Genomic DNA, 25,732 nt, shown 5'->3' on the forward strand with positions numbered 1-25,732 from the left:
TTTCACAAATTACCGATGACTCGTAAAATTCCCGAATAATTTTCGGCTTTTATATTCTGATTATTTTTTTGATTAAATATAGATTTAAACATTTTTTCAGCATCATTTTATCATAGTCAATTATCAAGATCGTAGGAGTTTGATTTCTCCATCTAATTTGGCTAGGGTTGGGAGACCAAACCCCTACAGTTTTTTTTCACAAATTACCGATTCTAAGTATATAAAGTACAGAATTTAACAATCAAATAATTATCAATTATCCATTATTAATTATTCATTAATGAACTATCCAATATAAAGGAGAAACAATTCCATAAGGTTTCCATTTTAAAGGTTCTCGTAAAATAGAGTGGGGACTACCGAATTCATCGGTACGATTTGGACGGGGGTCATTTCGATGTAAAACACCAAAAGTAGATATAGCATAAAAACGTAAATTTTGTTTAGGAATACCCCTTTTTAATATATTTGTAGTTCTGGGTAAATGAACTTTAAATATATCTAATTCTGGGTCTAAACGACCAGGCCATATTTCTCCTCTTTCACATTTACTCATGGCTATAGCTAAACGTAAATCTTCGATGCGATCGCTTTGATCTATTAAGTCAATAAATCTTTCTATTACTTTACTATAAAATATGTCACTTCCTGGTTCCCATTTATGGAGTAAAATTAGACAACCAAGATTATCTTTAATCAGACATTCTTCTAGAAATTCTTGATGCAATGGATTAGAAATTCCACTTTGTAATTGATTAAAAATTTCCCCTGGATAATCTCGAACAACTAGGTTGATTTCTTCTGGTTTTCGTTGCCACCAATGTTTGACTTCTATGTGAAAAGAATACAAAGGTAAATCGTAGAAACTTTTAATTCTAATTCCGTCAATAATTGTCGGTTCTAAAGAAGCTCCATTGAGAATAATATTTTCAGCTTTATTAGCTAATTTTTTGGCATCATTAGTAATAGGTGTAATTTGAAAATTAGGATGATTTTTTTCTGGCCAATAAGCTAATCCAGCTAAATAAGTTGTTTTCCCTGCACCAGTAGGTCCGATAATGCAAATATTCCCCATTTTTTTTGATTAATTCTTGAAATTTTTAGGTGTTTATATTAATTATTAAAATGCAGGGGGGAATGGCATTCGCCCCTACCATTAAAATATTATACGATTGCTATATGAATTAATTGAAAATAATAAGAGTCATAAATAATCCCCCTAAATGCTCCTTTGTAAGGGAGACTTTGAAGACTTCCCTCCTGAGAAAGATATCAACAATAATTGTAGATTTTAAAGAGGCTCCATTGAGAATAATATTTTCAGCTTTATTAGCTAATTTTTTGAGGATAATCCTACCAAACTAAAATCTGCATTAATCGGCAATTCAAACCAGGTTTTTTCCGATAGTCTTTTTCAGAAAAACATTACTTCTAAATTTTCAATTTCATTTGTTTTCGGATGAAAACTAGCAACAACTCCATACTCAATTTCTGCTGATTCTTTTTCTGGGTATGGAGTGCATTTATTAATATAAAGAGTATCTCCTATACGGTCATATTCAAAAGTTAATTTCGAGTCCATATAATTTCTCCTTGAGTAATTTTAGCCGTCAAGTAAGCAGTTACGATCTAATTACGTTCTTCAGGAAAAGTATCAGTGACAACAACTACCACAATGTACCTGCCTTTACGAATATTAGGATACTACCTTGATAATAAGATTGTATTTTCATACCTTACATCACATCTAAATTTATTTACCTCAAGTAAGGTATCGGCAATTAACTGTTGATATACTCTTCCTCAATCTGGATGTTTTTCAGTTATATGAATTCCTCTTTCATTGGTTAATTGAATATCACTATTTAAGTAATAACATAAAAAATTGATCATACAATTTTTTTGCTATTTACAAGTTTTACTGCAGCAATTTTTAGGTCAATAAACCACATGAAAAAATGATAAATCAGTAAGGAAGTTGAATATAACATCCCGATAAGGGCGAATGCCATTCTCCCCTACTCTTGAAAATCTGAGGAATCATAAATGATGCTTTAGTTGGTATTATTATCTTACTCAAACGTTATAGTTTTCTCAAAGCGATCGCTCTGAAAAAAATATTATTTATTTGACTTTTGGAATTATAATTATAGTAGTTGTTAATAATGTCAGATTTAATATGGATGCTGAGGAACTTTTAAAGCTTTTGAACTACCCCAAAGTTTACAAACTCTATTTATCGAAATCGAACGCACAAAAACTCTACTAACTGTTATCCATGAAGGAAAACCATTAATAGTTATTCATCCTGCTATTACTGAAACTAAACGTGATCCCTGTGGAGTAATGAAAGGAAGCGCCGAAATATTAGTAGATATAGTCGCTCCTGTTACCGAATCTTGGGAAGCGATTGATAATTAATAATATAAAATTCGGTTTAACAGTAGTCCCTATCGACGAAGCGGAAGCAATATCTGGGCACCCCTGAGATTACTTCCTTCCATGGAGTGACCGTCGCAATGACGTAAGGTATAGTAATTGATTTGATATAACGGATAGTTTATAAGGGAATTACTATAACTTTCATTATTCATTGTTTATTATTATTTTCTAAAATATTATGATTACACAAACACAACTAAATTTAGAACAATTTTTAGCTCTTCCAGAAAGAGATACAACTGATGAATTAATAGACGAAAAAATACAATCTAAAATGTCTCCCAAAAGATTTAATTATCGTTTAAAAGGAGCACTTTATCTACTCCTAACTAACTGAAGTAAATCAAAAGGAGAAGTAGGAATAGAATGGGGAATTATCCTACAAAAAAATGGTAAATATTGGGTTCCCGTACCCGATTTATTATATATTTCTTATCATAAATTACCCCAAGAAAGATTTGAGGATGAACTCTGTCCTTTTCCTCCAGAATTAGCCATTGAAATTAGATCTCCTGGTCAATCTTTTGGCTATCTAAGTTAAAAAGCAACAGATTATTTGAATGCTGGAATTTTGAGAGTTTGGATTGTTGATTCACAAGCAAAAAGCATTACGATTTTTTATCCTTTTTATCCGCCAAAAACTAAACGGGGGCAACAATGTTTAACAGATGAAGTTTTGCCAGAATTAGAAATAACTGTTGAACAAGTTTTTCAGCAATCAGGAATTGAAATTTAATTGATAATCGCTAATTGATATAGCCACAAGAAATCATTGGTGACAAAAAACTGTAGAAGTTTGGTCTCCAAACATCCTAGCACTTGGGGAAAGGAGACCACACCCTTACCAGAAAATCTGATAATTTCTTGAGAATTTATATAATTATTAATTATCCAAATAACTTGCCAAATATATCCAAGGTAATTCTAATAAATTACGATGATAAATACTGGTAATAAAACATCGCACCGACAAACCAGAACGACTTTGATTGATTTTTTCCAACTCCGATTTTACAGGTTGAAAATAATTATTAATTACATAATTATGACGTTGTAACCAATTCAAATTAGAGCCATGAGGCAAATAACTCAATAGAGAAATTTCCTGTTCAATATCACAATTAATTAAATCAGCTTTATTTAAACAAATAATAATCCGTCGTGGTTGAGAACAATCATTAATAAAAAACTCAACCCAACGATTAAATCTATTACACCATTGTTGCCGAGTAATAAAATTTTCCCGATCTATATGAGGCTGTAAAATTTCTCGATAGGGAGGAACAATTAAAAAAATTCCTGCACTTTTACTAACTATTTCTTGAAAATTTTGCCATTCATTAATATGCTCAAATTGCCACGACCTCCGAAATAATTCTCCTGGAGAATCTATCCAATCTACAGAAATTTTACTAACACCAATAGGCAATTTAACTTCCACATTTAAAGAACATTTTTCAATAGTTTTAGTCGGTTTAATCGTACCATCTAAATTTAGCAAATTTGCCTGGATATTTTGATTATTTTGATTAACTAAATTAACCCGAACATAATTTCCTTTGGATTTAGTTAATGCTAATGCCAAATGAGTTTTTCCCACAGCGCGATCGCCTATATAAACTACTCCCATCTTTTCAGTTATCCGTTATTACTTATCCGTTATTAGTTATTAGTTATTAGTTATTAGTTATTACTTATTAGTTATTAGTTACAACATATTTCTGAATAATGAGTACAAAGCATTGATAGTAAAATTATTGTAGTGCGGGGATTTTGCCCGCGATAACTCTACCTTAAAGATACCAATTTTTATTATCAATAGGACTTACGCAGGCTAACTCAGAAACCGAGTTTCTTGTAGATGTTGATTGTCAAAAACAATGACTTACTCAGGACTTACGCAGGTGAACCCAGAAACCCGGTACGAGCGTAAACGCTTACTGTTCAAAATAAGGATTTGTCGTAGAAACCGGGTTTCTTTGCGTAAGTCCTATTACTGTAGAAACCCGGTTTCTTTGCCTAAGTCCCGATCAATAATCCATTATTAATTATTAATTATTAATTATTAATTATCTATTAGTAACAGTGACAGAATAATTAAATTTAAAAGGTTTAAAACTGGTTCCATCTTTAGCACTCCCAATAATTTCTAAATCATAAACACCAGCTTGAGGAAACATAATTTCTGCCCCTGGAATATCTTGATATTGTTCAGTCTTAATTCCTTTTAATTCTGGATTCATTATCGTTTTACTGTCAGAGTTACGAGGTTCAAGATAAACATTTAACTGACAATTACATTTACTAAAAGGAATACTTTTACCTCCTTGGCGAGTCAGAGCAAACCAAGCTAAAGAAGACTTACCAACCTTGGGATTATGATTAGGTGTAATGTGAAAAGTACAAGCTACATCTTGAGAAACTTCTACATTATGAGCGTAAGTAGGAATTAGTTTATTAGGCAATTTATGATTAACTATTTCTGCTTTTGTGCCAACAGAAAATGCTAAAATTAACAATAAGATTTTGATACTAATTTTCATTATTTTGTAATCCTAAAAAAATTGTACCGTTACGGATGTTGCATTTCCAGTAGGGACGTTGCATGCAACGTCCCTACTGAGACATTATTTAAAGTGCGTTACAATATTATTGGGGGGCGGGTTTATCTAATTTTGGGTGAAAACTCATTAACTTAATCAAGAAACCCGCCCCTACTATTTATTAATTTTATCACTAACTTGTTTCAATGGTAAAACATAATATTTATCTAAATTAAACCAAGACCAAAAATATCGCGATCGCACAAACAATACAACTAATATTACCATCCCCAAAATGACGGAACGCAACTTATTTTCCCAACTCCATTCTAGGGAACCCAAATAATTAGAACCCATTGCTACCGCATGAACTCCAGATAAAATAAAAGCTGGCACACTCAATAAATGTAACCTCCGCCACCACTTATCCAGAAACTTCACTGCGCCATCAAAACTCGTTAACGCTAACGGTAACATTAATCCCAAACTAATAAAACCAGTCCTTATGGCGAACTGATGTTGAGGCAACATGAACGAAACTGCTTGGAGACTCCAATTTAAACTGTGGTCTAACATTCGCCCTGTATGCGCCATTGATAACACAAACGCTCCCACACCCAAAGCACGACGATAACGTAAAGGTTGACTCCAAAACCGACTGAGGGGACGCGCTACCAAAGCTAAAATCAGACAAAATATGGCAGCATGACCAGTGTAGTCAATCATATCACCATTTCGCAGCACTACCATAACGCCAACACAAATACTTACCCAACCTGCCATTTGAAATAATTGACTGCGTTTATCTGCGCTCAAAAAAGAAGTCAACATTCCTACTCCCAACATTGAAGGTAATGTTCCTAAACCAAAGGCGAACATACTCCCTGCACCTAACCAAATATTGCTAGTTTCTGCCGCTTTTATTTGAGCAGCATACAGAAAACCACATGGCATCAAACCCCAAACTAATCCTAGTAACAGGGGAGTCCACCATTTATTTTCCATAGAAAGGTTGACCATAACTGTACTCAAGCGCTGATGCAATTTACCTTTTTTCAGAGGATGGAATATTGGCAAATTTGGTAATAGTTTGGGTTGCACTTTTGCTAAACCAAACCAAATAAGCATTACACCTGTAATTATTGCTAACCATCGTCGCAAGTCACTGTCAATACCTGCTAAATGACCGCTTGCTACTAACACAGAACCTAATGCTCCAATACCTGCACCTGTTAGGGTGTAGCTACAGAGACGACCAAAGTTAAGTAGGGTATGAAATTGAAATTGATGCCATTTCTTCTCATAAATGGGAGATTTTGTAGAAAGGGAGAAACTTGCAGTTATTGGTCCGCACATTCCGACGCAGTGACCGAAACTGCCGAAAAATCCTAAAGTTGTTAATAATAATAAGTCTAATAGCACTTTATTTATATTATAAATAACACCCCAAAAACTAAATTAAAGTATTTATAATTCATCGGAAATAATTAATGTAATTATTTCTGTTTTATTTTGACGATAAATGCGAAAATCACTGTCTAAAGTTAATAAACTACTGCCTATAATTAATTCGCTCATTCTGACTATAGCAGGGAACAGGGAACACAGAAGGTAGGAACAGGGAAGAGTTGTTCAAGTGTTTCCGTGGTCTTTGATTTATCATCAGTCCATGTCCTAATCGCCTTGTCGGTTGCTATAAATCAAGTATCTGCAAAAGACATAGGAAAAGATTGGTATTTTTTCATTAACTCTCGAACAATAGTTACTTCATTTCAGAAATGAAAAGGAACTTCAAAATAACCACTACTGACTAAACCTATTACTGCATCCTTACCACCATAGATATCTTTCAAAATAAAACAAGCTTCACTAATAATTGCTTCACAGGTGAATACTGGTTTAGCAATATTTCCCCATTCTTGAAGTGCCCAGTTATGGTGGCGAGCGCTTTTGTTTAGGATAGCTACCAAAACTCCTGTATCTAGGATAACTTTTCTGTACATATTAGTTGATTTTTTCTATTTTAGTTCCTTTTTTTTCAAAGACAGCTCGCCTATTCCGCTTTCCAAACAACCAACAAATTCTTGAGCTGCTTCTAAGATTGAAATAACTTCTTCTTGTTGATCCGAAAAATTCTGTTTTTGCCCTTTAAATAAATTGCAAAAATTCAATAACATCTCCAACCTTTTGCTGTTGTTGAGGAGTTGATTTTTTCAGACTTTCTAAAATAGTTTTTTCTTGAGTAATTGTTTGAATCATTTGTTTATTTTTCTAGTAAGTTTAACAAGATTTTTTATATTATAACAGATTTTTGATGTGACATTAATAATCCACAAATTCTCAAAATGTAAGGTTATAGTTTTCTAAATTTCCTTTGACCAATTATAAAAGCGATCGCTTTGTTAACTATTTTATGATAATTCTCACATTATTGTCAAAGGCGATCGCTAGAGGAAATTTCCTGCTTTAAAGAACAACTAAGTCAATTAACTTGGTTTCTAGGTTGGTTTGTGTCTTGGTTATAAAGGTAAGTAAGTAATTTGATTTGCCAATTCTTTAGGAATAGAAGCTTTAGCAATAATTTCTAAATCTTGTACACATTTACCAATAGAAACATCCCGTTGGTGAGCATAGATAATTCCAGAAAAACTTACACTCTCAGCTTAACGGTAACTTACTTCAGTTAAAAAATCATCATCTTGAGTAAATAAGACACGCTGAAGTTGACTAGCGCTATTAAATACTTTTGTATCGGGTTCTCCAGATAGACCATCTTCTTGAACTGTTAATACATCTAAACCTCACCGACGCAACCCTTCTGTAAAAAGTAATATCAAAACAAGAGGGAACCGGGAACAAGGAGTAGGGAATAGGGGAGAGTAATTAATAATTTATGGATAATAATTGATGATATTTTTAATTTTTGGAGATGTCTATTAGTTAAACTTCTTCCTTCTTAGATCATGCTCGGATAATCACTTAACAATAAATTCATTGCGACTGGAACATAGTCGAAGGAAGCAATAGATACGGGTTTGAGATATCTCTTCTATCTATATCCTAATCATAACTATTTAACTAAACATGATATTACTTCTTACTTCTTCCTTCTTTCTTCCTCCATAAAATCTTCTTTATTCAAAGTATACTTAACACCTACTTGCTGAGATTCTGAATAAACAAAATTTCGTTCAAACTTTAACCCTACTTTTTCCATGACTCGAATAGAAGCTTTATTTTCTGACAAAGCACTAGCAACTATTCGCTCTATTCCTAACTCTAAAAAACCTTTCTTAACTAAAGCTTTTGAACCTTCAGTTGCATATCCTTTTCCCCAGACTTTTCTTGGCAACCGATAACCAAGTTCAATATCATTAACTTCATACAAAATTGCTCCCATATAACCATCTAAACCTGGTCGAAAATGAAACCAACCAATAAATGTATTACTTAACTTTTCCATAGCTGCCCAAAAACCATAATAATTAGGATATTGTTGGTAATATCGGAAAACTTTAGGCAAAAATTCATTTTTAATCTCATTGTATGAAGTTGGTGTTCCAGAGCGAGCGCCTAACTTAGTAAATCTCGTTACTTCTGGATCCCTATCTAACTGAAATAATAATTCTGTATCAACTTCTGTAAACTGTCGCAAAATTAATCTTTCTGTCTCTAAAAAAATCTTCATTTCCCCCCTACTTTCTCTTTTCTGAAACTATCTAATAGGATTAGGATTTACCCATAAAAGCAAAAGCTATTGGTAGTGGTGCATCAAGCTTAAAGTAGTAGAATAGATTTTTGAGGTAAAAGCCTTGAAAAATGAGCGTTATACGATTTTCCTAAAACACTATTTCCAGCTTGAAACGCCAGTAGGGTGTGGAGTGCGTAGCGTAACGCACCAAGACTCTAGAGTTGTTTGGAAATAAAAATTTAAAATACTCAAAAGTTTACTAGATAAAGCTTTCAAAGGGATAAAAAAATAAACTTCAGTATTTTAAGTGTATGACTTCAGCTAGAGATACTGATCACTGAAATAACCTCCCTATAAAAAACCATTTTCTACTAAAAATTCAGGTGTAATATCTTTTAAACTATTAGTAGAAGTTGTTCCTAAAGCTGAAGGCAAAACCGAATAATTATTCTTTCCATGACGCAAAAATTTAGCTACATATTTACCCAGAATATCCGCTTCAATATTTACTAAACTACCTGGTTTTAAATAACTCAAATTTGTTTCATTAAAACTATGAGGAATAACTGCCACCTCAAACCATTTACCATCCACATCACAATCAGCTACAGTTAAACTAATACCATTAACTGCAATGCTACCCTTCGGTACGATATAAGGCGCAATCTGACATTCCCATCTTTGATCTGCTGTCTGTGGCGCTGCAAATTTCATTTCCCAAGCATTTATAGTTTCTGTAGAACTTTGCAAACATCCCACCCCATCTATATGACCGGTAACAAAGTGGCCTCCCAACTTACTCCCCGCTCTTAATGAAGTTTCAAGATTAACATATTTATCTGATAATTGGCCGAGGGTACTACGTTGTAGCGTCTCAGGTGACACGATCGCTACAAATTCTTGAGCTAAAATATTTGTTACTGTCAGACAAACACCATCTACAGCTACACTGTCACCAATGGCCAAATCCTCTAAGATGATTTGACTGTTAGTAGATGACCCCAGAGATATTAAAATTTGGCTTTCTGCTAAAAGCTTAATTTTTCCGAAAGCTTGAATTAATCCTGTAAACACTTTTTTTCCTCTGATTAATTAATTAAAGATTAGTTAAATTTTATGAATAAAAACTCTATCTATATCCAAACTGAAGATGCAGTTTAAAGACTACAACCCTACAGTTTTTTTCAGATATCATTTAGGAGATAGATTATGGCAACCTATTAGTCAAGGTAGACACCATACCTCCATAGAAGATAATAAATAAATGTAAAAATAATTAATCTAGGTAGATATCAAATCATGCTAAAAAAATTTCATTTATCTTTACCGAAAAATTGGGTCTAAATCTTCCCCTTTGGGAATGAAAAAAAAATAAACCTCAGTATTTCAAGTCTCTGGCAAAAGCTACGAGGTACTGATAACTAATAACTGAAATGACCTAGTTATTTACATACTACACAGTTTGACTAAAATTATTATAAAATGAGGCAGAAAGAATGATTGAAATGAAAGTCGCTGGAATCGCATTGGATGCAGCAACACGCAACCCAATTGTTTTGCTAAGAGATAGTACAGAGCGACGTGCATTGCCCATATATATAGGTCAAGAACAGGCCAAGGCAATTATCACTGCTCTAGAAAGTCAGCAACCTCCACGTCCATTAACTCACGATTTAGCAGTAAGTATTTTAGAATCACTAAACGGGTTTCTGGAAAAGGTAGTAATTCATTCATTGCAAGATAACACATTTTATGCTGTGCTAATTGTAAAGCAAGGAGAAGCTAGAAGAGAAATTGATGCTCGTCCTAGTGATGCTATTTCTATTGCCCTCCGCACAAATAGCCCGATATGGGTAATGGAAGAAGTAATAGCAGATGCCTCTATTCCTGTAGATCGAGATGCAGATGAAGCTGAAAGACAAGCATTTCGCGATTTTGTGTCCAAGCTTCGTCCTGAAGATTTAATCAAACGTGGTCGCTCTAGCACTGGTGGAGTATAGCACTACGGAAAAGTCAAAAGTTAGAAATAATCTCTGAGAGAGTTTGAGCATTTATATATGTCTTAGCCTCTGGTTCAACTGCTATACTCTGATATCCCTTTTTCTTGACGGGAGTCAAACTTTAAAAATTAAAATCAAAAAATATTTACTTCTTCTTAATTCTTAATGCATGAATTTGGAATTTTGACTTTTGACTTAGATAATGTTCCTCAAGTTAAGATTTTGGGGTAACACAAAGCAGACAAATAAATAAACCATTCTTAAAGACTACCTTCTCTATAATTTTTTGTTCCTCCTGATTCTTAACTACTCCCTACTCCCTATTTCAAGAAAAAGGTAAACTTTCAGCTATTAACTGTCAACTCCCAGATTTTTAATGAATAAAACAAAACAATTATTTCGTTTTCTTCTTAATTTAATGCATGAATTTTGACTTTTGAATTATATATCTTACTTTTTAAGGCATGAATTTTAACTTTTGACTTTTGAATTAGATTAAGATTTTGATACACAAATAAAATAGGATTGCTATATACAGGTGCATTATCGTAGGTTTGGCAAAACAAACTTAAATATTTCAGTATTTTCTTTGGGTACTATGCGATATTTGGTATCTGAGGAAAATGCTGTAAAAACAATACAAAAAGCTGTGGATAAGGGAATTAATCATATAGAAACAGCTAGAGGTTATGGTAAAAGTGAAAAGTATTTAGGCATAGCTTTAATATCTGGATTGCGACGTAACCTACTCTATATAACCACAAAAATTACACCAACAAAAGATGTCAATTTGATAGAAAGTTATATAGATGAATCATTGGCAAATCTAAATACAGATTATCTAGACTGTTTAGCTATTCATGGCATTAATACTTGGGAACATTTAGAAATTATCTATCATAACATTAAAGGGTTTCAAAAAGTAATAGATGATGGACGAGTCAGAAATATTGGTTTCTCAACTCATGGTCCTTTAGAAGTGATTTTAACTGCCATTAATACAGACTTTTTTCAATTTATTAATTTACATTATTACTACTTTTTTCAACGTAACGCTCCGGCAGTAGAATTAGCCCATCAAAAAGATATGGGCATTTTTATTATCTCCCCAGCAGATAAAGGTGGACAGTTATACACACCACCTCCTACTCTTCAGAACTTGTGTCAGCCTTTTTCTCCACTGGAATTAAATTATAGATTTTTGTTAAGTGACCCTAGAATTACCACTTTGAGTTTAGGTGCTGCTCAACCAGAAGAGTTAGAATGGCCACTGACTATGAGCGATCGCACAGAATCTCTGACTTTTCAGGAAAAAGAAGTATTTCAGCGCTTGGAAACCATAGCATTAGAGCGCTTGGGAATGGAGAAATGTAGTCAATGTTATGGTTGTTTACCATGTCCAGAGGGTATTAATATTCCAGAAGTCCTGAGATTAAGGAATTTGGGCATAGCTTATGACATGGTAAATTTCGGTAAATACCGATACGGAATGTTTGAAAATGCTGGTCATTGGTTCCCTGGAAATAAAGGCAACCGATGTACTGAATGTGGGGAGTGTTTACCCAGATGTCCCGAAAAATTGGATATACCAAATTTATTACAAGATACCCATCAAAGATTTAAGGGTGTATCTGGTCGTCGGTTGTGGGATTAAATTTATGGATAAGGCGATGGGGCTATTTCAGTTCTCACTGATCAGTTATCCATACTAAATCCGGTTTAGAAAAGCTGATTATAGATATCCATATTATGCTTCACTTTATAATCAGTATAATAAACGGATTTGGTATGACAGCCTTCTAGGCTGTGTTACAAAAGTTTAATCAGTCTATAATAACCGGATTTGGTATCAGTACCTTTGAGTTAGGCTGGCTGATTAAATATAAAAGTCTTTACATATAAAGGTTATAGCCTTTTTCCAGCTCGAAAAAGTGCAACTATTACAAATATAACTACCAAAAAGTTAGGATTTGCGATAGACAAGGACGGAAAAATCAAGGTAAAACTATTCCCTCTACTTCCCAGTCTTCCCACACTTCCCACACTCCCAGACTCTGCCTTCTGCCTTCCTAAAATATAAAATCACTTTTATTGTTTGTTTGTTTACAGAAATTGCAAATAGCTAAGAGTTAAGATTCATCTTCAACAAAAATATCTAAATCAAGACTTAGGCAATGTTACCAAAAAACGGGGTTTATTGCTGTGATATTGTTGTTCAAACTACCAAATTTATTTAATAAACCGGGTTTCTGCGTAAGTTCTGTAAATATTACTTCAGCAAAGCTTAAAAAATGTAACTTTTTTAGCTAAAGTTTACCGTAAAAAATATACTAATTTAGATTATCCAGTTAAAAATTAAGATGAAAAAACCAACTTCTGGAGAGAAAAAATTTTACTACTTTGCTTATGGTTCGTGTATGTGTCCTGTGGATTTAAAACGAACTTTAGGTGAAAATACTCATCCTTATGTTATTGGTCCGGCAAAACTTAAAGGATACAAAATTGGATTTTATCGTTATTCAGAAGTGCGTAAATGTGGAGTATTAGATGTAGTAAAAGATGAAAGTTCTACTGTGGAAGGAGTGCTTTATTATTTACCTTTACGGTTACGCGATCGCCTTGATGAAAGAGAGGATGTAAGATTTGATTTGGTGAAGCAAATTCATTATGGTACTTATCGACCTGAAAAAGTTGATGTATTTTATCAAGATCAGTTATTTTTTGATGTTAATACTTATGTAGTTGTTGATAAATTATCTCACGAATTAGCTCCTAATGATTGGTATTTTCATGTTGTGCTTCGAGGAGCAACAACTTGCGGACTTTCTGAAGAATACTGTTGGAAATTATTTGAACACATGCACAATTTACAACATCAGAAAAAACAAAAGAAAGTTTTAGCTATTGCTTAAAAAATTAACTATTACCTCCTATTCTCTATCAGCAATCCTAAATTGGTTGAAATGTCAAGTCTGGTTAATTAACCATAATAAATAAATCAGCTATTTTTAGTCATCTTTAGATGACTTTTGCTTCCAGCCAAGAAATTTATTTCTTGACTTGGCGGATAGACAAACCTTGCCAAGGAGATAACACAACCCGCCAAGGATTGAAATCCTTGGCTAATAGCTTAAGTCATCTGAAAGATGACTAAATTTCTATAATGTCTTTTTGTATTGTAGTTAATTAATGCAATTTAATATAATATTTTATTGCAGGGGTTTGGTCTCCAAACACTAACATAAATAGGATTGGAAAACCAAACCTCTACAGTTGGCTTTCACAAATAATTGAGGATTAATATTTTCACCTCTTTTCTATTTTTCTACTGATGAAAAAACATATAGGATTGGAAAACCAAACCTCTACGGTTTGCTTTCACAAATAATTTAGCATTTAGGATTAATATTTTCACCTCTTTTCTATTTTTTTAATGATGAAAAAACATATAGGATTGGAAAACCAAACCTCTACGGTTTGCTTTCACAAATAATTTAGCATTGATGAAAAAACATATAGGATTGGAAAACCAAAGCCCTACAGTTTGCTTTCACAAATAATTTAGCATTTAAGATTAATATTTTCACCTCTTTTCTATTTTTCTACTGATGAAAAAACATAGTAATCAAAGGTAAAAAATTTAACAATATCCAACTCCAAAACCAATAACTTTTTTGCTCCATAGAAAAATCTGTTTCTGCTAATATAGCATCAATTCTTTCTGTCAAACGATTAGGAGGAGTTGTACAACTATAAGCTGCATAAAAGTTATTTTGTTCAGTGAAGCGATCGCTTACCATTAATAACAAAGTTTCTGCTAATAATAATCCATCAACTTGTTTTTTTGCCCATTGGTCAGCACGAATTTCTCGGAGTGTCAAAAGTTCATGCCATAAAACTTGAGTTTTTGGTAAAAAAGGAACTATTTTTCCTAACCAACCTAACCAGAAAAACCAAAAAGTATCTCGATAATAATAATGACCTTGTTCGTGATTTAAAACTGCATCAAGTTGCTCAGAATTTAACCTTTCTAAAATACCTTTACTAACAACTAATTTAGAATCCCAAAATCCTATTTGCGCACTAAATAAAATTGGATTATCAAGTAAAAATACAGATTTACCTGCAATATTTATTTGAGGATAATTATTAACCTTTTGCACAGACTGCCAACCTTGATAAGCTAAAGCTAAACCTAAAATAGCCGTCCATCCGCAAAAAATCCAGGCTAATATATAACTAACCCATCCAGTTGAGAATCCTAACATTTTCCCTTGAGGTCCCATACAAATAACCGCAATAGCTGTAGCAATTAAAAGTAAGGGTGGAGAAATAAATAATAGTAAAGAAATTTGCCAACGGACTAACCACTTAGAAGATGTCAAAAAATCTACATATCTAAGACCATAAGCTAAACCTAAAGCCAAAAATATAATAATTAGGTGCATTACTTTTTCTCCTCCCTAGCTTGACGTATTGCTTTTAGCTTCTGGGCGATCGCCTCTATTTGGTCTATACTTGCAGGGTCTAAACTATCGGCAAAAGCGGCCACCACATCAGGATTTCCTACTGCCAAAAATTGATTTAATTGTTGGTGCGCTCTTAAGATTTTGCTTTCTCGACGAGAAATTAAAGGTCGCCAGACAAAAGCACGACCATTTTCATCACAAGTTAGCCAACCTTTTTGAGTTAGGCGACGTAGAACGGTCGTGACTGAAGTATAGGCTAACTCTCGGTCTGGATCGGCCAGAATATGTTCATGTACTTGTTTGACTGTAGCACAACCTAAGTCCCAAACAATATTCAATATTTCTGTTTCGAGAGGGCCAAGGGACATTTGTTGGGGACGATGAATTGGTAGAGGACTCATAATTTCTAATTTTTTTCGATTTGGACTATACCTAGTTGAAAAATTTTTTTCTTATGATAGTTTACTTAATATGACGAGCTGTCATATTATTATTTAAGTGACTTTTACATACAGAATAAAAATCTCAAAAAATAGGAGTTCTAAAAGATGCGCTTTATATCTTCACTTTCTAAGTCTATAGCACTATTAGCTTGTGTAGTTACTCTAGTTATCGGTAGTTTAGTATTCTCTGCTCCAGCAAAAGCAGCAAACATAACAGTAACCATGGGTGCTGGTGGACTACAATTTAGTCCTAAGAAAGTAACTGTTAAACCAGGTGATACAGTTACATTCAAGAATGGTATGCTTGCACCTCATAATGTAATTTTTAATCCTGGTAATTCTCCTGACCCAAGTCTATCAAAAGCACTTTCCCATAAACAATTGGCATATAAACCTGCAGAAACCTTTGATCTAAATATCCCAGCAGATGCTAAGTCTGGTGATTATGAATTTTTCTGTACTCCTCACCGTGGTGCAGGTATGGTTGGCCATTTAATTGTTGAATAATAGTAAATCCGAGATATCAGAAGTTTAAATAGGTTTAAATTTATCAGGACTTACCCAAATAAACCCGGTTTCTAAGAGAAACCGGGTTTCTGGGTTTATCTGCATAAGTCTTGATATACTTGGAGTCCAAGACACCGGGTTTATTGATGTTATGTTGTTGTTCCAAACAGCAAATTTCATTGATAAACCCGGTTTCTGCGTAAGAATTTTTATATTTGACAGGCTGTCGTTTGACGTAATATTCGACTTAATTCAGAATAGGAAGCGCATATTTAATCATGTGTGTTTGTGTTGAGAGAGGAGAACAAATGAAAAAACTATTATCAATTGTCCTATTAGCCATCATGCTTGTTGTTGTTGCAGTACAACCTCCAGCTTTAGCTGCTGATTTAGGTAATGGAAAAAAGATATTCCAAGGTAATTGCAATGCCTGCCATTTGGGAGGTAGAAATACTATCATGGCTCAGAAAACCTTAAAAACAGATGCCCTAAACAAATATCTCAAGGGTTTTAAAGATGATCCTGTAGCAGCAGTTACTTACCAAGTAACAAATGGTAAAAGTGCAATGCCAGCTTTTGGCAAGAAGCTCAAGCCTAAAGAGCTTGAGGATGTTGTAGCTTATGTTATAGATCAAGCTGACAAGTGGAAATAATTCGGATTGAAAATTAGGAAAAGATAGAACAGAAAAGTTTTCATTTGTCAAGTAGAAAACTTTCTATTCTTGATGATATATTCTTTGATAGTTGGGGTGAAAATTTAGAGCTAGAGAAAATGTCAAATCTATAGCTTTATGTATTTGCCCCAATATTTTTATTTGAAGTAAATATAGTAATGCTAAATGATTTGTAAAAAAAAATCTGTAGGGGTTTGGTCTCCCAACCGAAGTAGGGGTTTGGTCTCCCAACCCAAGTATACGGTAAAACCTTACAACCTATTTTAAGATTGCTATGTATCAAGAGACTTATACCGACAAACCCAAAAACCAGGCTTTTTTGCCTAATTCCTGTTTGTGAAATTTATTACCTCACCCATTCAACACAAATCACTACCTAACAAACTTTGGCATAATTTCAGCAGCAGTAAATAAACCATAAATACCTCTTCGATATAAATCTACTCCTGCTTTCAAATAACCAAACGCTGGACCACAAACATTAGCTGCCATACTTGTTTCATCTCCTAATGTAAAAGTATGGGTAGAAATTTTACCTTCAAAAGTCCGACCTGTCACCTGTACATTTGTACTTAAAGGTTTTTTCGGATTGCGAGTATCCACAATACCTCCTACTGTTACCCGGTCGCGATCGCAAATTCCGGCCAACTCTAACATAATATCGTCAGCGTGTTCCATATTTTCCAAGGTCAACAAACCATTTGTCTGTTCTAACAAAGCTTCTACCTCAGCATCAGTCATGGCCTTAGCTTTTTCTACATCATATCCAGGTAAATGGCCAATATCTTCGCGAATTGTCGCCCGGTAAGCTTCCCAGTTAGCAATACCTACGCCAAAAGTAATTTTTACACTATGAATTTCCGCATAACTCTGAGCTGCTATTGCTGCTGCTGCGGTTAATAAACCAGGAGTTGCCCCACAACCACTCATATAAGTAATACCGGCAGCTTGTAACTCATCTTTAAGGGCCAATAATTGTTCGACAGCACTGGTTCGCTTAATGGCATCTACTAATACTCCTCGCCAACCAGCAGCCATAAATTGTTTGGCGACATTTGCCATAAAGGTATTAGGTAAGTTAGGAAGGGCCAGAAAATAACCATCTACAGTTTTGCCTGTTTTAATTAATTCTTCAATACTCTGATTACTTAAAATTCCGCCTGGTTCTAAATAACCTAAAGACCCTTGAGTATTGTACACGGCCATACATTGGTCAGAATTTAATCCTTCGGGGTTGTAGGCATAACCTTTTTGGTCAGCAGCAGCAACCCAGACCATTTCTTGTTTGGGTGTAAGTACCCTAGCTGCAGCTTGTCCGAGACCACCGAAACCTAAAACGCCTACATGGATTTGATTTTTGGAAGTTGTAATTTCACTCATAGCACTAATTAAGTTATCAGTTAACAGTTATCAGTTATCAGTTATTAGCTGTCAAAAGTCAAAAAATGAGAATGCAGTTTAAGTTATTTTTGTCAATAGTTTTTTAACTTAAATTTTTAATTAAAATTGACTTGTTTATACTACCTTCTCTTCAAACTTTCCCACACTTCTGAAACTTCAGATATTTTACCGATGATCGCCACATCCAAGATGCAGATTGGGTTGTTACCCTTAGGGTTGCGCAACATAGGAAGTAGCTGTCAAAAGTCAAAAAATGAGAATTCAGTTTAAGTTATTTTTGTCAATAGTTTTTTAACTTAAATTTTTAATTAAAATTGACCTGTTTATACTACCTTCTCTTCAAACTTTCCCACACTTCTGAAACTTCAGATATTTTACCGACGAGCGCCATATCCAAGATGGAGATTGGGTTGTTGCCCTTAGGGTTGCGCAACATAGGAAGTAGCTTGCTTCTGTGCATTAGTAACCCAACAAAAATATTTCTCTCCTGTCCTTTACTCCCCTACTCCCCCACTCCTAGTCCTTTAGGAATTTTGCATACAAAGTCCCTACCCTTAAAAAAGAATTCTTTGATCCCACATTCCGCACTTCAATTTGTAGTATTAAACTAGGAGTCAGAATTATGAATTATAAAGAAAGTCATACTCAAGTAAGTATTTATACTCTATGAATTATTTCTATTTAACTTTCTCATTGGTCAAATTCTCAGGAAAATATTAAGCATAAATACTTACTTAATTGTTGACTACTATGATTTTATCGTATTTGCGCAGCATGGAGTAGGAAATTCTGACACCTGGATTCTGGACTTGCACTACATTTTGAAGTGCGTAATGTAAGTTTTATAGGAATTACGCACCAGACGCTATATGTAGAGTTTAAAACTATGGAGCCATAGTTTTTTAACTCTATAGATAGTACCTTTGCCTAAATCCTGTTTCAGTAAACCCTAAGTATCTTGACGGTTTCCCAAATATACGCCAAACTTAACAAATAACTGATCTATTGCTTCTATTTATAATAACTTTTGTTAAGAAATGATTCTCTATCTATCAATTAGTAAAAATTGATTTAGATTAAAAAAAGTCATTGAAAAAATCTAGAAGCAACTTCAGCAGATATCAATTTGAAAAAATTGTTGTCTGTTTATACACCTATAACTGTTCATCATTTAGCCATGAACATGGAAACTTTAGAATTCATTATTCATCCAGATGGCCGAGTCCAGGAAAAAGTTACTGGTATTGTCGGTAACTCCTGTACAGAAGTAACTGCGGCGATCGAAGCTGAGTTAGGTATTGTCCTCACTCAACAATCAACTTCCGAATACTTTGCGCAACAGCAGCATCAGTCTGATACTGCTAAAACGCAGGTTTCTTCTTTTAGCAATTGGTAAAAATTTTTTTTAAGATAACTATGTCACACTTTAGTCAAATCAAAACTCAAATTCGTAATCTGAATTCTTTACAGTCTGCTCTCACAGATTTAGGTATTGACTGGAAATCTGGTCCTACAGAAGTCCGGGGTTATCGCGGACAAACTAGCACTGCTGAAGTAGTGATCGAACAAAAAAATGGGTATGACTTAGGTTTTGCCTGGAATGGTAATGAATATGAGCTGGTTGCTGATTTACAATTTTGGCAACAAGCATGGTCTGTAGATCGCTTTGTGAAAATGGTGACTCAAAGTTATGCTTTCCAGACTGTAGTTAAGGAAACTGCTAAACAAGGATTTCAAGTGACTGAACAGCAAAAAAATCAAGATGGTTCCATTCGTTTAGTTGTTCAACGCTGGAGCGCCTAAATAATGCATAATCGATAATTAATAGATATCTCCAGAAAAGAGGGAACAGGGAACAGAGAAGGTGGGAATAGGGAAGAATAATTGATAATTTCGTATGGGAGAATTGATTTCAATTTTTATTTTTGGAGATGTCTAATAATGAAAACTATCTCTAAATTATCAATTATTCATTCACATCTAAAATAGTGGATTAGGGAATCAGACTCTGCAGGGTTTGTGTAAACCTTAGAGTAACCATGAAAATTTCCGCTAAAACCCGTCCCTACCCTGTGCAACATTTAATCAGGACTTACGCAAAGAAAGGCACTATATATAGATTCTTGGTGCGTTAGCGTAGCGTAACGCACCATACTAATAGCGTTCATGGGTAAGTCCTATTAATATAAAACAGTCTAGTAGTGGATTGTTTCATCTTTAGGACTGACGTAAAGGTACTATATATAGCTTATCGGTGCGTTACGAGATACGCTTTACATGTCCCGTAGCGTTTCGGCGCTTGAGCCGACATATAAAGCGGAGCTTTGCGGAACGCAAAACACACCCTACTGATAGCGTTCATGGCTTTAGTCCTGATCTTAATTAATGGTGCAATAGGAAGTTGGCCTGAGATTGCTTTCGGTCCGGAATGCTAGGCAAACACTGTCGTTCGCAATGACAAATAATCATGCACTATTTAGTTGAAACAGTCTAGTAGAGTGCGTTAGCCGAACGAAGTGGAGCGTAACGCACCTTAATCAATATACTGATAACTTATAACTGAAATGACAAAATCCTTTCCTGAAGCTAACACTGAACGCTCCGGTTTTGAACCAGAACTTGGTGGAATATTACGGGATGCTCCTGAACGTTCGGGTTTTGAACCAGAACTTGGTGGAGTGTTGCGACAAAAAGGGGTCTACGTTGATGAAATTACCTGTATTGGTTGTAAACACTGCGCTCACGTTGCTCATAATACCTTTTATATAGAACCTGAACATGGGCGATCCCGAGTTTTTCAGCAATATGGCGATTCTGAAGGATTAATCCAAGAAGCGATCGATACTTGTCCGGTTGATTGTATTCACTGGGTTGATTATACTAAACTGAAAACATTGGAAGCAGAACGCAAGTATCAGGTTATTCCTATTGCTGGCGGTCCAGTTGAGCATAGTCCAACGAGTATTGCTAATCATAAGCGGAAATTTAAACTATAGATTATATCATTTCCGGATCAGATCGCGATCGAACTCCGTTCCGCTGACGCGACCAAAAACTTTTATTTCTTTGAATCAATCAGGACTTACGCTACCCTAAGTATATATAGAGTCTTGGTGCGTTACGCTACCCTAAGTATATATAGAGTCTTGGTGCGTTACGCTACCCTAACGCACCCTACCAATAGCGTTTATGCGTAAGTCCTAATACAGTAAAAAAACTATTGTGCAATAGTTTTAAACACACGCTACCCTAAGTATATATAGAGTCTTGGTGCGTTACGCTACCAATAGCGTTTATGCGTAAGTCCTAATACAGTAAAAAAACTATTGTGCAATAGTTTTAACCACACCCTACCCTAAGTATATATAGAGTCTTGGTGCGTTACGCTACCCTAACGCACCCTACCAATAGCGTTCATGCGTAAGTCCTAATACAGTAAAAAAACTATTGTGCAATAGTTTTAACCACTATATCTAGGGTAACAGCGTAAGTCCTGTCAATATTCCCTTCTGCTTCCCCCCTTTCACTCATGGGGTTGGGGGGATTTCCTCATCGCCATAACCAAAACCTTGTAGGGACTATGTAACGTCCCTACTGTTGTCTGTCGAAATTAAAACCGCTGTAATCTTGTTTTGGTATTATACCCATAAGAAATAATTTCTGAGAAAAAACTGTAGGGGTTTGGTCTCCAAACCCAAGCTTAAAGAGGTTTAGAGACCAAACCTCGTTAGATAAAATCTAATATCAAATCCCCTTGCTTTGGAGAATAAGGTTTACCATCAATGTTGGCGAAAATTGATAGTTTGTAAGGGTACGGTTCCCGAAAAATTGGAGACCAAACCCCTACGATATTGAATTTTACCGATACTACCGGATTTGATATAACAACCTATTTAGGATTGCTATGGGTTAAAAATGCCTATGCTACAATTACTGACCCTAGCACTATATCAATACTATCTAATACTTTTTGAAACTCTTGAACTAAAAGAGTAGCTTTGGTAGACAAGACTTCTATATTACAAGTTTTATTTCGTAAATCTTTCTCTAAAGCGGCAGCAGATTTGTAGAGAATCTCTGCTCCAATATTACCTCCCATTCCTTTCAGGGAGTGAACCAAATATAATGCCTTAGTTAAATCTCCCTGGTTGATAGATGCCAGGATTTCGGTCTGATAGTCTTCTTCAGAGGTTTGAAAAAGTTTCAGAATCTCCTGATAACTATCCCAGTCACCACCTATAAGCTCTAAACCTAGCTTGACATTCAAACTAGGTAAAGCTGCTAAATTAGTATTTGAAACAGAAGTCTTTTTGGGCAAAACCCTAGAGAAATTATTGGTAGCGATCGCAGAACTTTGAGTAGGAGCAATCCACTTATAGAGAGTATTATATAATTCTTGGGGATTAACAGGTTTGGAGAGATGCGCGTTCATACCAACTGCCGAACATTTGGTTTTATCTATATCCATCGCATTCGCTGTGATAGCAATAATTGGTACAGTAGCTAACCACTTTGTTTCATTATTATTCTCATCTGCTAGAGACCGGATTAATCTAGTTGCCTCTAAACCATCCATTTCCGGCATTCTAATATCCATCAAAATTAGATCGTAACTACTCTCTTGAACTTTAGCGATCGCTTCTTTTCCATTGTTTGCGCAATCTACATTCATCTTCACCTTTTCTAATAATTCTTGACCAATTTGTCGGTTGATTGCATTGTCTTCTACCAGTAAAATCTTAGCTCCCTGAATTTTCTCAAGTTCTACTAAGCTAGAAAATTGATGTTCTCTGAGGTGATTAGCTCCAAGAAAACCATTAGATGATTTTACGTCATCAGTATCACTTTGTTTCCTAGAATAGCCAAACTCTAGTTCAAAATAAAATGTACTACCTTTACCCAGTTCACTCTTGATTCCAATACTGCTTCCCATCATTTCAATCAAACCTTTGCAAATTGCTAGTCCGAGTCCGGTTCCACCATGCTTGCGACTGATGGAAGCATCACCTTGGGTAAAAGATTGAAATAGTCTTTCAATTTTAGACTCACTAATACCAGTCCCTGTATCTTGTACCTCATACTTGAGACGCACCATTTGATCAGTACAACTAACCTGTTCCACTTTAATCGCCACAAAACCACTTTCAGTAAATTTAACCGCATTGCTCCCTAGATTCATCAATACCTGAGTTAAGCGCAAAGGATCTCCAATTAAATATTGGGGAATATCATCCCCAATTTTAAAAAGCAGTTCTAATCCTTTTTCCGCAGCTTTGAGACTAATAATATTATTGATTTGATTTAAGACTTGAGCTAATTCAAATCGAATAGATTCCAATTCCATTTTCCCGACTTCGATTTTAGAAAAGTCAAGGATGTCATTGATGATTGCTAGCAATGATTCCCCGGAACTATGAATTTTGTCGAGGTAGTCTTCCTGATTAGGTTGAAGAGGAGTTTGTTTGACTAAATGAGTAAGTCCGATAATACCATTCATCGGAGTCCTGATTTCGTGACTGATGAGAGCTAAAAATTCACTCTTAGCCCGGTTAGCATATTCGGCCGCTTCTTTTGCTTCTCGCATTTCTTGGTATGCTTTTGCTTGTTGGATAGCAATGGCAATATGAATAGATAACCGTTGCACTAAATTAATTTCATCTGTTTTCCAAGTGTAAGCATCTTGGTGAGTTGCCACCATCAAACCCCATAGTTGATCTTCGACAACAATAGGTACAACTAAAGCATTACAAATATCAGAGCTAACACAAATTTCTTGAGATTTTTCTTGAGTTCGTTGTGATTTCCATAGTATGTCATTGACTAACCGAATTTCACCATTGCGATATCGATCGATCCATGTTGGAGAAACCAAGCTATGAGGAAGTTCTAAATTTAATAGCGATCGCTCACCTTCTGCAACCGACTCAGCAACCACAATATCAGAAAATTCAGGACGAAATTGGTAAATTATTGCCCGATGGCATTTTAACATTAAACGAAATTCTCGCACAGATGTATCCAGAATATTCTGCAAATCCCAAAATGAGCGAATTTGCTCCATTACCGTCATCAGTAATTTTTCTTGTTCCACTTTTGCTTTTAGAGCAGCACTCCGCTCATCCAACAGACTTTCTAGTTCCATAGTGCGACTTTCCAGCAATTTAATTCGCTCTGCTTCTAAGCGCACCACATGTTGTTCCAAAACTTCCATTAATTTATGAACTTCTAAGGGATTAATACCTTGCAACACATTAGTTTGAGTAACGATACCTAAAATCTCTCCCTGTTTCCCTGTCACTACTAATCGACGGATATTTTGTTCCTCCATGAGCTGTAGAGCAACCAAAAGTGAAGCATCTGGCTTAATTTCTAGAATCGGTTTACTCATTACCGTCTCTGCGGTGCAATTTTCTAGATTTAAGTTCAATGCTTGAAATCTTACCACATCTTGTTCCGTGATTATTCCTACTGGAATTTTTAGGGGTTGTGTACTCGTACCACCCGGTTCTACAATCACAACCGAACTAATTTTATATTCTGCCATAAGTTTAGCGATCGCCAACACAGAAGTATCTGGTGTTGCACAAACCACCTCATAGTTCATCACCTCTCTCACCAGATGTACTTTGAGGAAGTCAGTTGGTTGGTAGATTTGTCGCAAACTTTCATGGGTTAACAATCCAACTAAGTGGTCTTGGTCATCTATGATTGGTAAGTGACGAATTTTATATTGCTGAAGCAGGTTGATTGCAGAAAACAAATCAGTCAAATCTGATTCCCGCATGGTCATCACAGAACTTGTCATCATCTGACTTATTACCAAATTATCTAAAGATTGCTCTTCAGCACTAAGGTGAACCACATCGCGCTCAGTCAGAATACCCACTATTTGATCTTCTGCAACCACTAACACACAACTTGCTCTTGACTGTTGAACATGGTCTTTCTCTGGTTTTGCTTTAATTTGATGAGATAGCGATCGCTCTTGACTCATCAGGTTCACAGCTTCTTTCACTGTTGTCTCTGGACTAACAACCAAAGGATTACGGATTATTGCCAACTTCAAATCTAGCTGAGTAATAACTGTGCTGCGAACGGCAACTTGACTAACACAGGTGCATAGTAAATTAGGGGTAATATCTTCCTTCACCAGATAATCTGCTGCTCCCAATTTCATGGCGCGTATTGCTACCCGTTCATCTCCCATACCAGTCAGCACAATTACTGGTAATTTCTCTTTAGGGTAGTTAGTCGCAATTTCTTCTAAAAATTCTAATCCATCTCCATCTGGTAAGTTGACATCCACCAGAGCAATATCTGGTTTCTCCGACTCCCACATTTCTATTCCTTCTTCTAAAGTTTCTACTTCTATGATGCGGTAAGTGTTGTGTGGGTCTGATTTCAGATAACGAATATAGGTAAAACGATCTACCTCAGAATCATCCAAAAGTAAAATAGTTATCTTAGATAATAATACTTCTGGTTTACTGACATTGTTGTTAATATGGGAGTTTTGAGTGGAGATTGGATTAGACATTTTTCTGAATAAATAGTCAGTAATT

At 35.0% G+C, this 25,732-nt stretch carries 23 protein-coding genes and 1 pseudogene; 11 read left to right on the forward strand and 13 right to left on the reverse strand.

The window, feature by feature from the left end; translation table 11 throughout:
* Window positions 1-277 precede the first annotated feature (277 nt).
* Window positions 278-1,075 (reverse strand): hypothetical protein, encoded by a 798-nt coding sequence (locus tag VKJ25_RS21215; protein WP_324238635.1) that lies wholly within the window; start codon window positions 1,073-1,075, stop codon window positions 278-280.
* A 339-nt stretch (window positions 1,076-1,414) separates the two neighbouring features.
* Window positions 1,415-1,582: a DUF2283 domain-containing protein gene (locus VKJ25_RS21220; RefSeq protein ID WP_324238636.1), complete on the reverse strand. Its 168-nt coding sequence runs from the start codon at window positions 1,580-1,582 to the stop codon at window positions 1,415-1,417.
* Window positions 1,583-2,620: 1,038 nt separating this feature from the next.
* Between VKJ25_RS21220 and VKJ25_RS21225 the strand changes: the two genes are divergently transcribed.
* A complete protein-coding gene (locus VKJ25_RS21225; protein ID WP_324238637.1) occupies window positions 2,621-2,779 on the forward strand; it encodes a hypothetical protein in 159 nt (52 codons plus the stop codon).
* A gap of 219 nt (window positions 2,780-2,998) precedes the next feature.
* The gene (locus tag VKJ25_RS21230; protein WP_324238638.1) at window positions 2,999-3,178 is read left to right on the forward strand and encodes a hypothetical protein; all 180 of its coding nucleotides are present in this window, start codon (window positions 2,999-3,001) and stop codon (window positions 3,176-3,178) included.
* A 147-nt stretch (window positions 3,179-3,325) separates the two neighbouring features.
* On the opposite strand, the gene VKJ25_RS21235 is transcribed toward VKJ25_RS21230, so the two are convergent.
* The 7 genes and pseudogenes from VKJ25_RS21235 to ribE all read right to left on the reverse strand — a co-directional run bounded on the left by VKJ25_RS21235 (window position 3,326) and on the right by ribE (window position 9,750).
* A complete protein-coding gene (locus tag VKJ25_RS21235; RefSeq protein ID WP_324238639.1) occupies window positions 3,326-4,072 on the reverse strand; it encodes a hypothetical protein in 747 nt (248 codons plus the stop codon).
* 439 nt (window positions 4,073-4,511) lie between these two features.
* On the reverse strand, window positions 4,512-4,985 hold the full coding sequence (locus VKJ25_RS21240) for a hypothetical protein (protein WP_324238640.1): 474 nt from the start codon (window positions 4,983-4,985) through the stop codon (window positions 4,512-4,514).
* Between the two features lie 174 nt (window positions 4,986-5,159).
* Window positions 5,160-6,407, reverse strand: coding sequence for an urease accessory protein UreH domain-containing protein (locus VKJ25_RS21245; RefSeq protein WP_324238641.1), 1,248 nt, complete (start codon window positions 6,405-6,407; stop codon window positions 5,160-5,162).
* Window positions 6,408-6,757: 350 nt separating this feature from the next.
* On the reverse strand, window positions 6,758-6,988 hold the full coding sequence (locus VKJ25_RS21250; RefSeq protein WP_324238642.1) for a PIN domain-containing protein: 231 nt from the start codon (window positions 6,986-6,988) through the stop codon (window positions 6,758-6,760).
* A gap of 660 nt (window positions 6,989-7,648) precedes the next feature.
* Window positions 7,649-7,774: pseudogene (locus VKJ25_RS24760) on the reverse strand (DUF5615 family PIN-like protein); the annotation flags it as partial.
* A gap of 308 nt (window positions 7,775-8,082) precedes the next feature.
* Window positions 8,083-8,673, reverse strand: a complete 591-nt coding sequence (locus VKJ25_RS21255) for a GNAT family N-acetyltransferase (protein WP_324238643.1) — start codon at window positions 8,671-8,673, stop codon at window positions 8,083-8,085.
* Between the two features lie 354 nt (window positions 8,674-9,027).
* Window positions 9,028-9,750 (reverse strand): riboflavin synthase, encoded by a 723-nt coding sequence (gene ribE / locus VKJ25_RS21260; RefSeq protein WP_324238644.1) that lies wholly within the window; start codon window positions 9,748-9,750, stop codon window positions 9,028-9,030.
* A gap of 422 nt (window positions 9,751-10,172) precedes the next feature.
* Here ribE and VKJ25_RS21265 point away from each other — a divergent pair, with 422 nt between their 5' ends.
* The 4 genes from VKJ25_RS21265 (at window position 10,173) to VKJ25_RS21280 (ending at window position 13,830) form a co-directional block, all read left to right on the forward strand.
* Entirely contained in the window at window positions 10,173-10,676 is a 504-nt protein-coding gene (locus VKJ25_RS21265) for a bifunctional nuclease family protein (protein WP_324238645.1), read from the forward strand.
* A 538-nt stretch (window positions 10,677-11,214) separates the two neighbouring features.
* On the forward strand, window positions 11,215-12,330 hold the full coding sequence (locus VKJ25_RS21270; protein ID WP_324238646.1) for an aldo/keto reductase: 1,116 nt from the start codon (window positions 11,215-11,217) through the stop codon (window positions 12,328-12,330).
* A 706-nt stretch (window positions 12,331-13,036) separates the two neighbouring features.
* Window positions 13,037-13,588, forward strand: coding sequence for a gamma-glutamylcyclotransferase family protein (locus VKJ25_RS21275; protein WP_324238647.1), 552 nt, complete (start codon window positions 13,037-13,039; stop codon window positions 13,586-13,588).
* Window positions 13,589-13,698: 110 nt separating this feature from the next.
* On the forward strand, window positions 13,699-13,830 hold the full coding sequence (locus VKJ25_RS21280; RefSeq protein ID WP_324238648.1) for a hypothetical protein: 132 nt from the start codon (window positions 13,699-13,701) through the stop codon (window positions 13,828-13,830).
* A gap of 448 nt (window positions 13,831-14,278) precedes the next feature.
* Here VKJ25_RS21280 and VKJ25_RS21285 read toward each other — a convergent pair whose 3' ends face one another.
* The gene (locus VKJ25_RS21285; RefSeq protein WP_324238649.1) at window positions 14,279-15,124 is read right to left on the reverse strand and encodes a M48 family metalloprotease; all 846 of its coding nucleotides are present in this window, start codon (window positions 15,122-15,124) and stop codon (window positions 14,279-14,281) included.
* Entirely contained in the window at window positions 15,124-15,546 is a 423-nt protein-coding gene (locus VKJ25_RS21290) for a BlaI/MecI/CopY family transcriptional regulator (RefSeq protein ID WP_324238650.1), read from the reverse strand. The genes VKJ25_RS21285 and VKJ25_RS21290 overlap by 1 nt, the downstream gene beginning before the upstream one ends.
* Before the next feature lie 147 nt (window positions 15,547-15,693).
* On the opposite strand from VKJ25_RS21290, the gene petE reads away from it, so the two are divergent.
* Together petE and petJ are read left to right on the forward strand one after the other, a co-directional pair.
* The gene (petE, locus tag VKJ25_RS21295; RefSeq protein WP_324238651.1) at window positions 15,694-16,095 is read left to right on the forward strand and encodes a plastocyanin; all 402 of its coding nucleotides are present in this window, start codon (window positions 15,694-15,696) and stop codon (window positions 16,093-16,095) included.
* A gap of 308 nt (window positions 16,096-16,403) precedes the next feature.
* Window positions 16,404-16,748 carry a cytochrome c6 PetJ gene (gene petJ, locus VKJ25_RS21300; protein WP_324238652.1) on the forward strand — a complete coding sequence of 115 codons (345 nt, stop codon included), beginning with the start codon at window positions 16,404-16,406 and terminating at the stop codon, window positions 16,746-16,748.
* A 393-nt stretch (window positions 16,749-17,141) separates the two neighbouring features.
* Here the strand turns inward: petJ and bioU are convergent, their stop codons facing one another.
* Entirely contained in the window at window positions 17,142-18,149 is a 1,008-nt protein-coding gene (gene bioU / locus VKJ25_RS21305) for a (S)-8-amino-7-oxononanoate synthase BioU (RefSeq protein WP_324238653.1), read from the reverse strand.
* A 1,204-nt stretch (window positions 18,150-19,353) separates the two neighbouring features.
* Between bioU and VKJ25_RS21310 the strand changes: the two genes are divergently transcribed.
* From VKJ25_RS21310 to VKJ25_RS21320, 3 genes are all read left to right on the forward strand, one after another.
* Complete coding sequence (locus VKJ25_RS21310; protein ID WP_324238676.1) at window positions 19,354-19,566, forward strand: DUF2997 domain-containing protein; 213 nt, start codon at window positions 19,354-19,356, stop codon at window positions 19,564-19,566.
* 20 nt (window positions 19,567-19,586) lie between these two features.
* Complete coding sequence (locus VKJ25_RS21315; RefSeq protein WP_324238654.1) at window positions 19,587-19,973, forward strand: DUF1257 domain-containing protein; 387 nt, start codon at window positions 19,587-19,589, stop codon at window positions 19,971-19,973.
* Window positions 19,974-20,734: 761 nt separating this feature from the next.
* The gene (locus tag VKJ25_RS21320) at window positions 20,735-21,166 is read left to right on the forward strand and encodes a ferredoxin (protein ID WP_375340362.1); all 432 of its coding nucleotides are present in this window, start codon (window positions 20,735-20,737) and stop codon (window positions 21,164-21,166) included.
* Window positions 21,167-22,089: 923 nt separating this feature from the next.
* On the opposite strand, the gene VKJ25_RS21325 is transcribed toward VKJ25_RS21320, so the two are convergent.
* Window positions 22,090-25,707 (reverse strand): response regulator, encoded by a 3,618-nt coding sequence (locus VKJ25_RS21325; protein WP_324238655.1) that lies wholly within the window; start codon window positions 25,705-25,707, stop codon window positions 22,090-22,092.
* Between the last annotated feature and the right edge of the window lie 25 nt (window positions 25,708-25,732).

Source organism: Okeania sp. (assembly GCF_035285525.1).
In the GTDB taxonomy this organism is placed as follows: domain Bacteria; phylum Cyanobacteriota; class Cyanobacteriia; order Cyanobacteriales; family Microcoleaceae; genus Trichodesmium.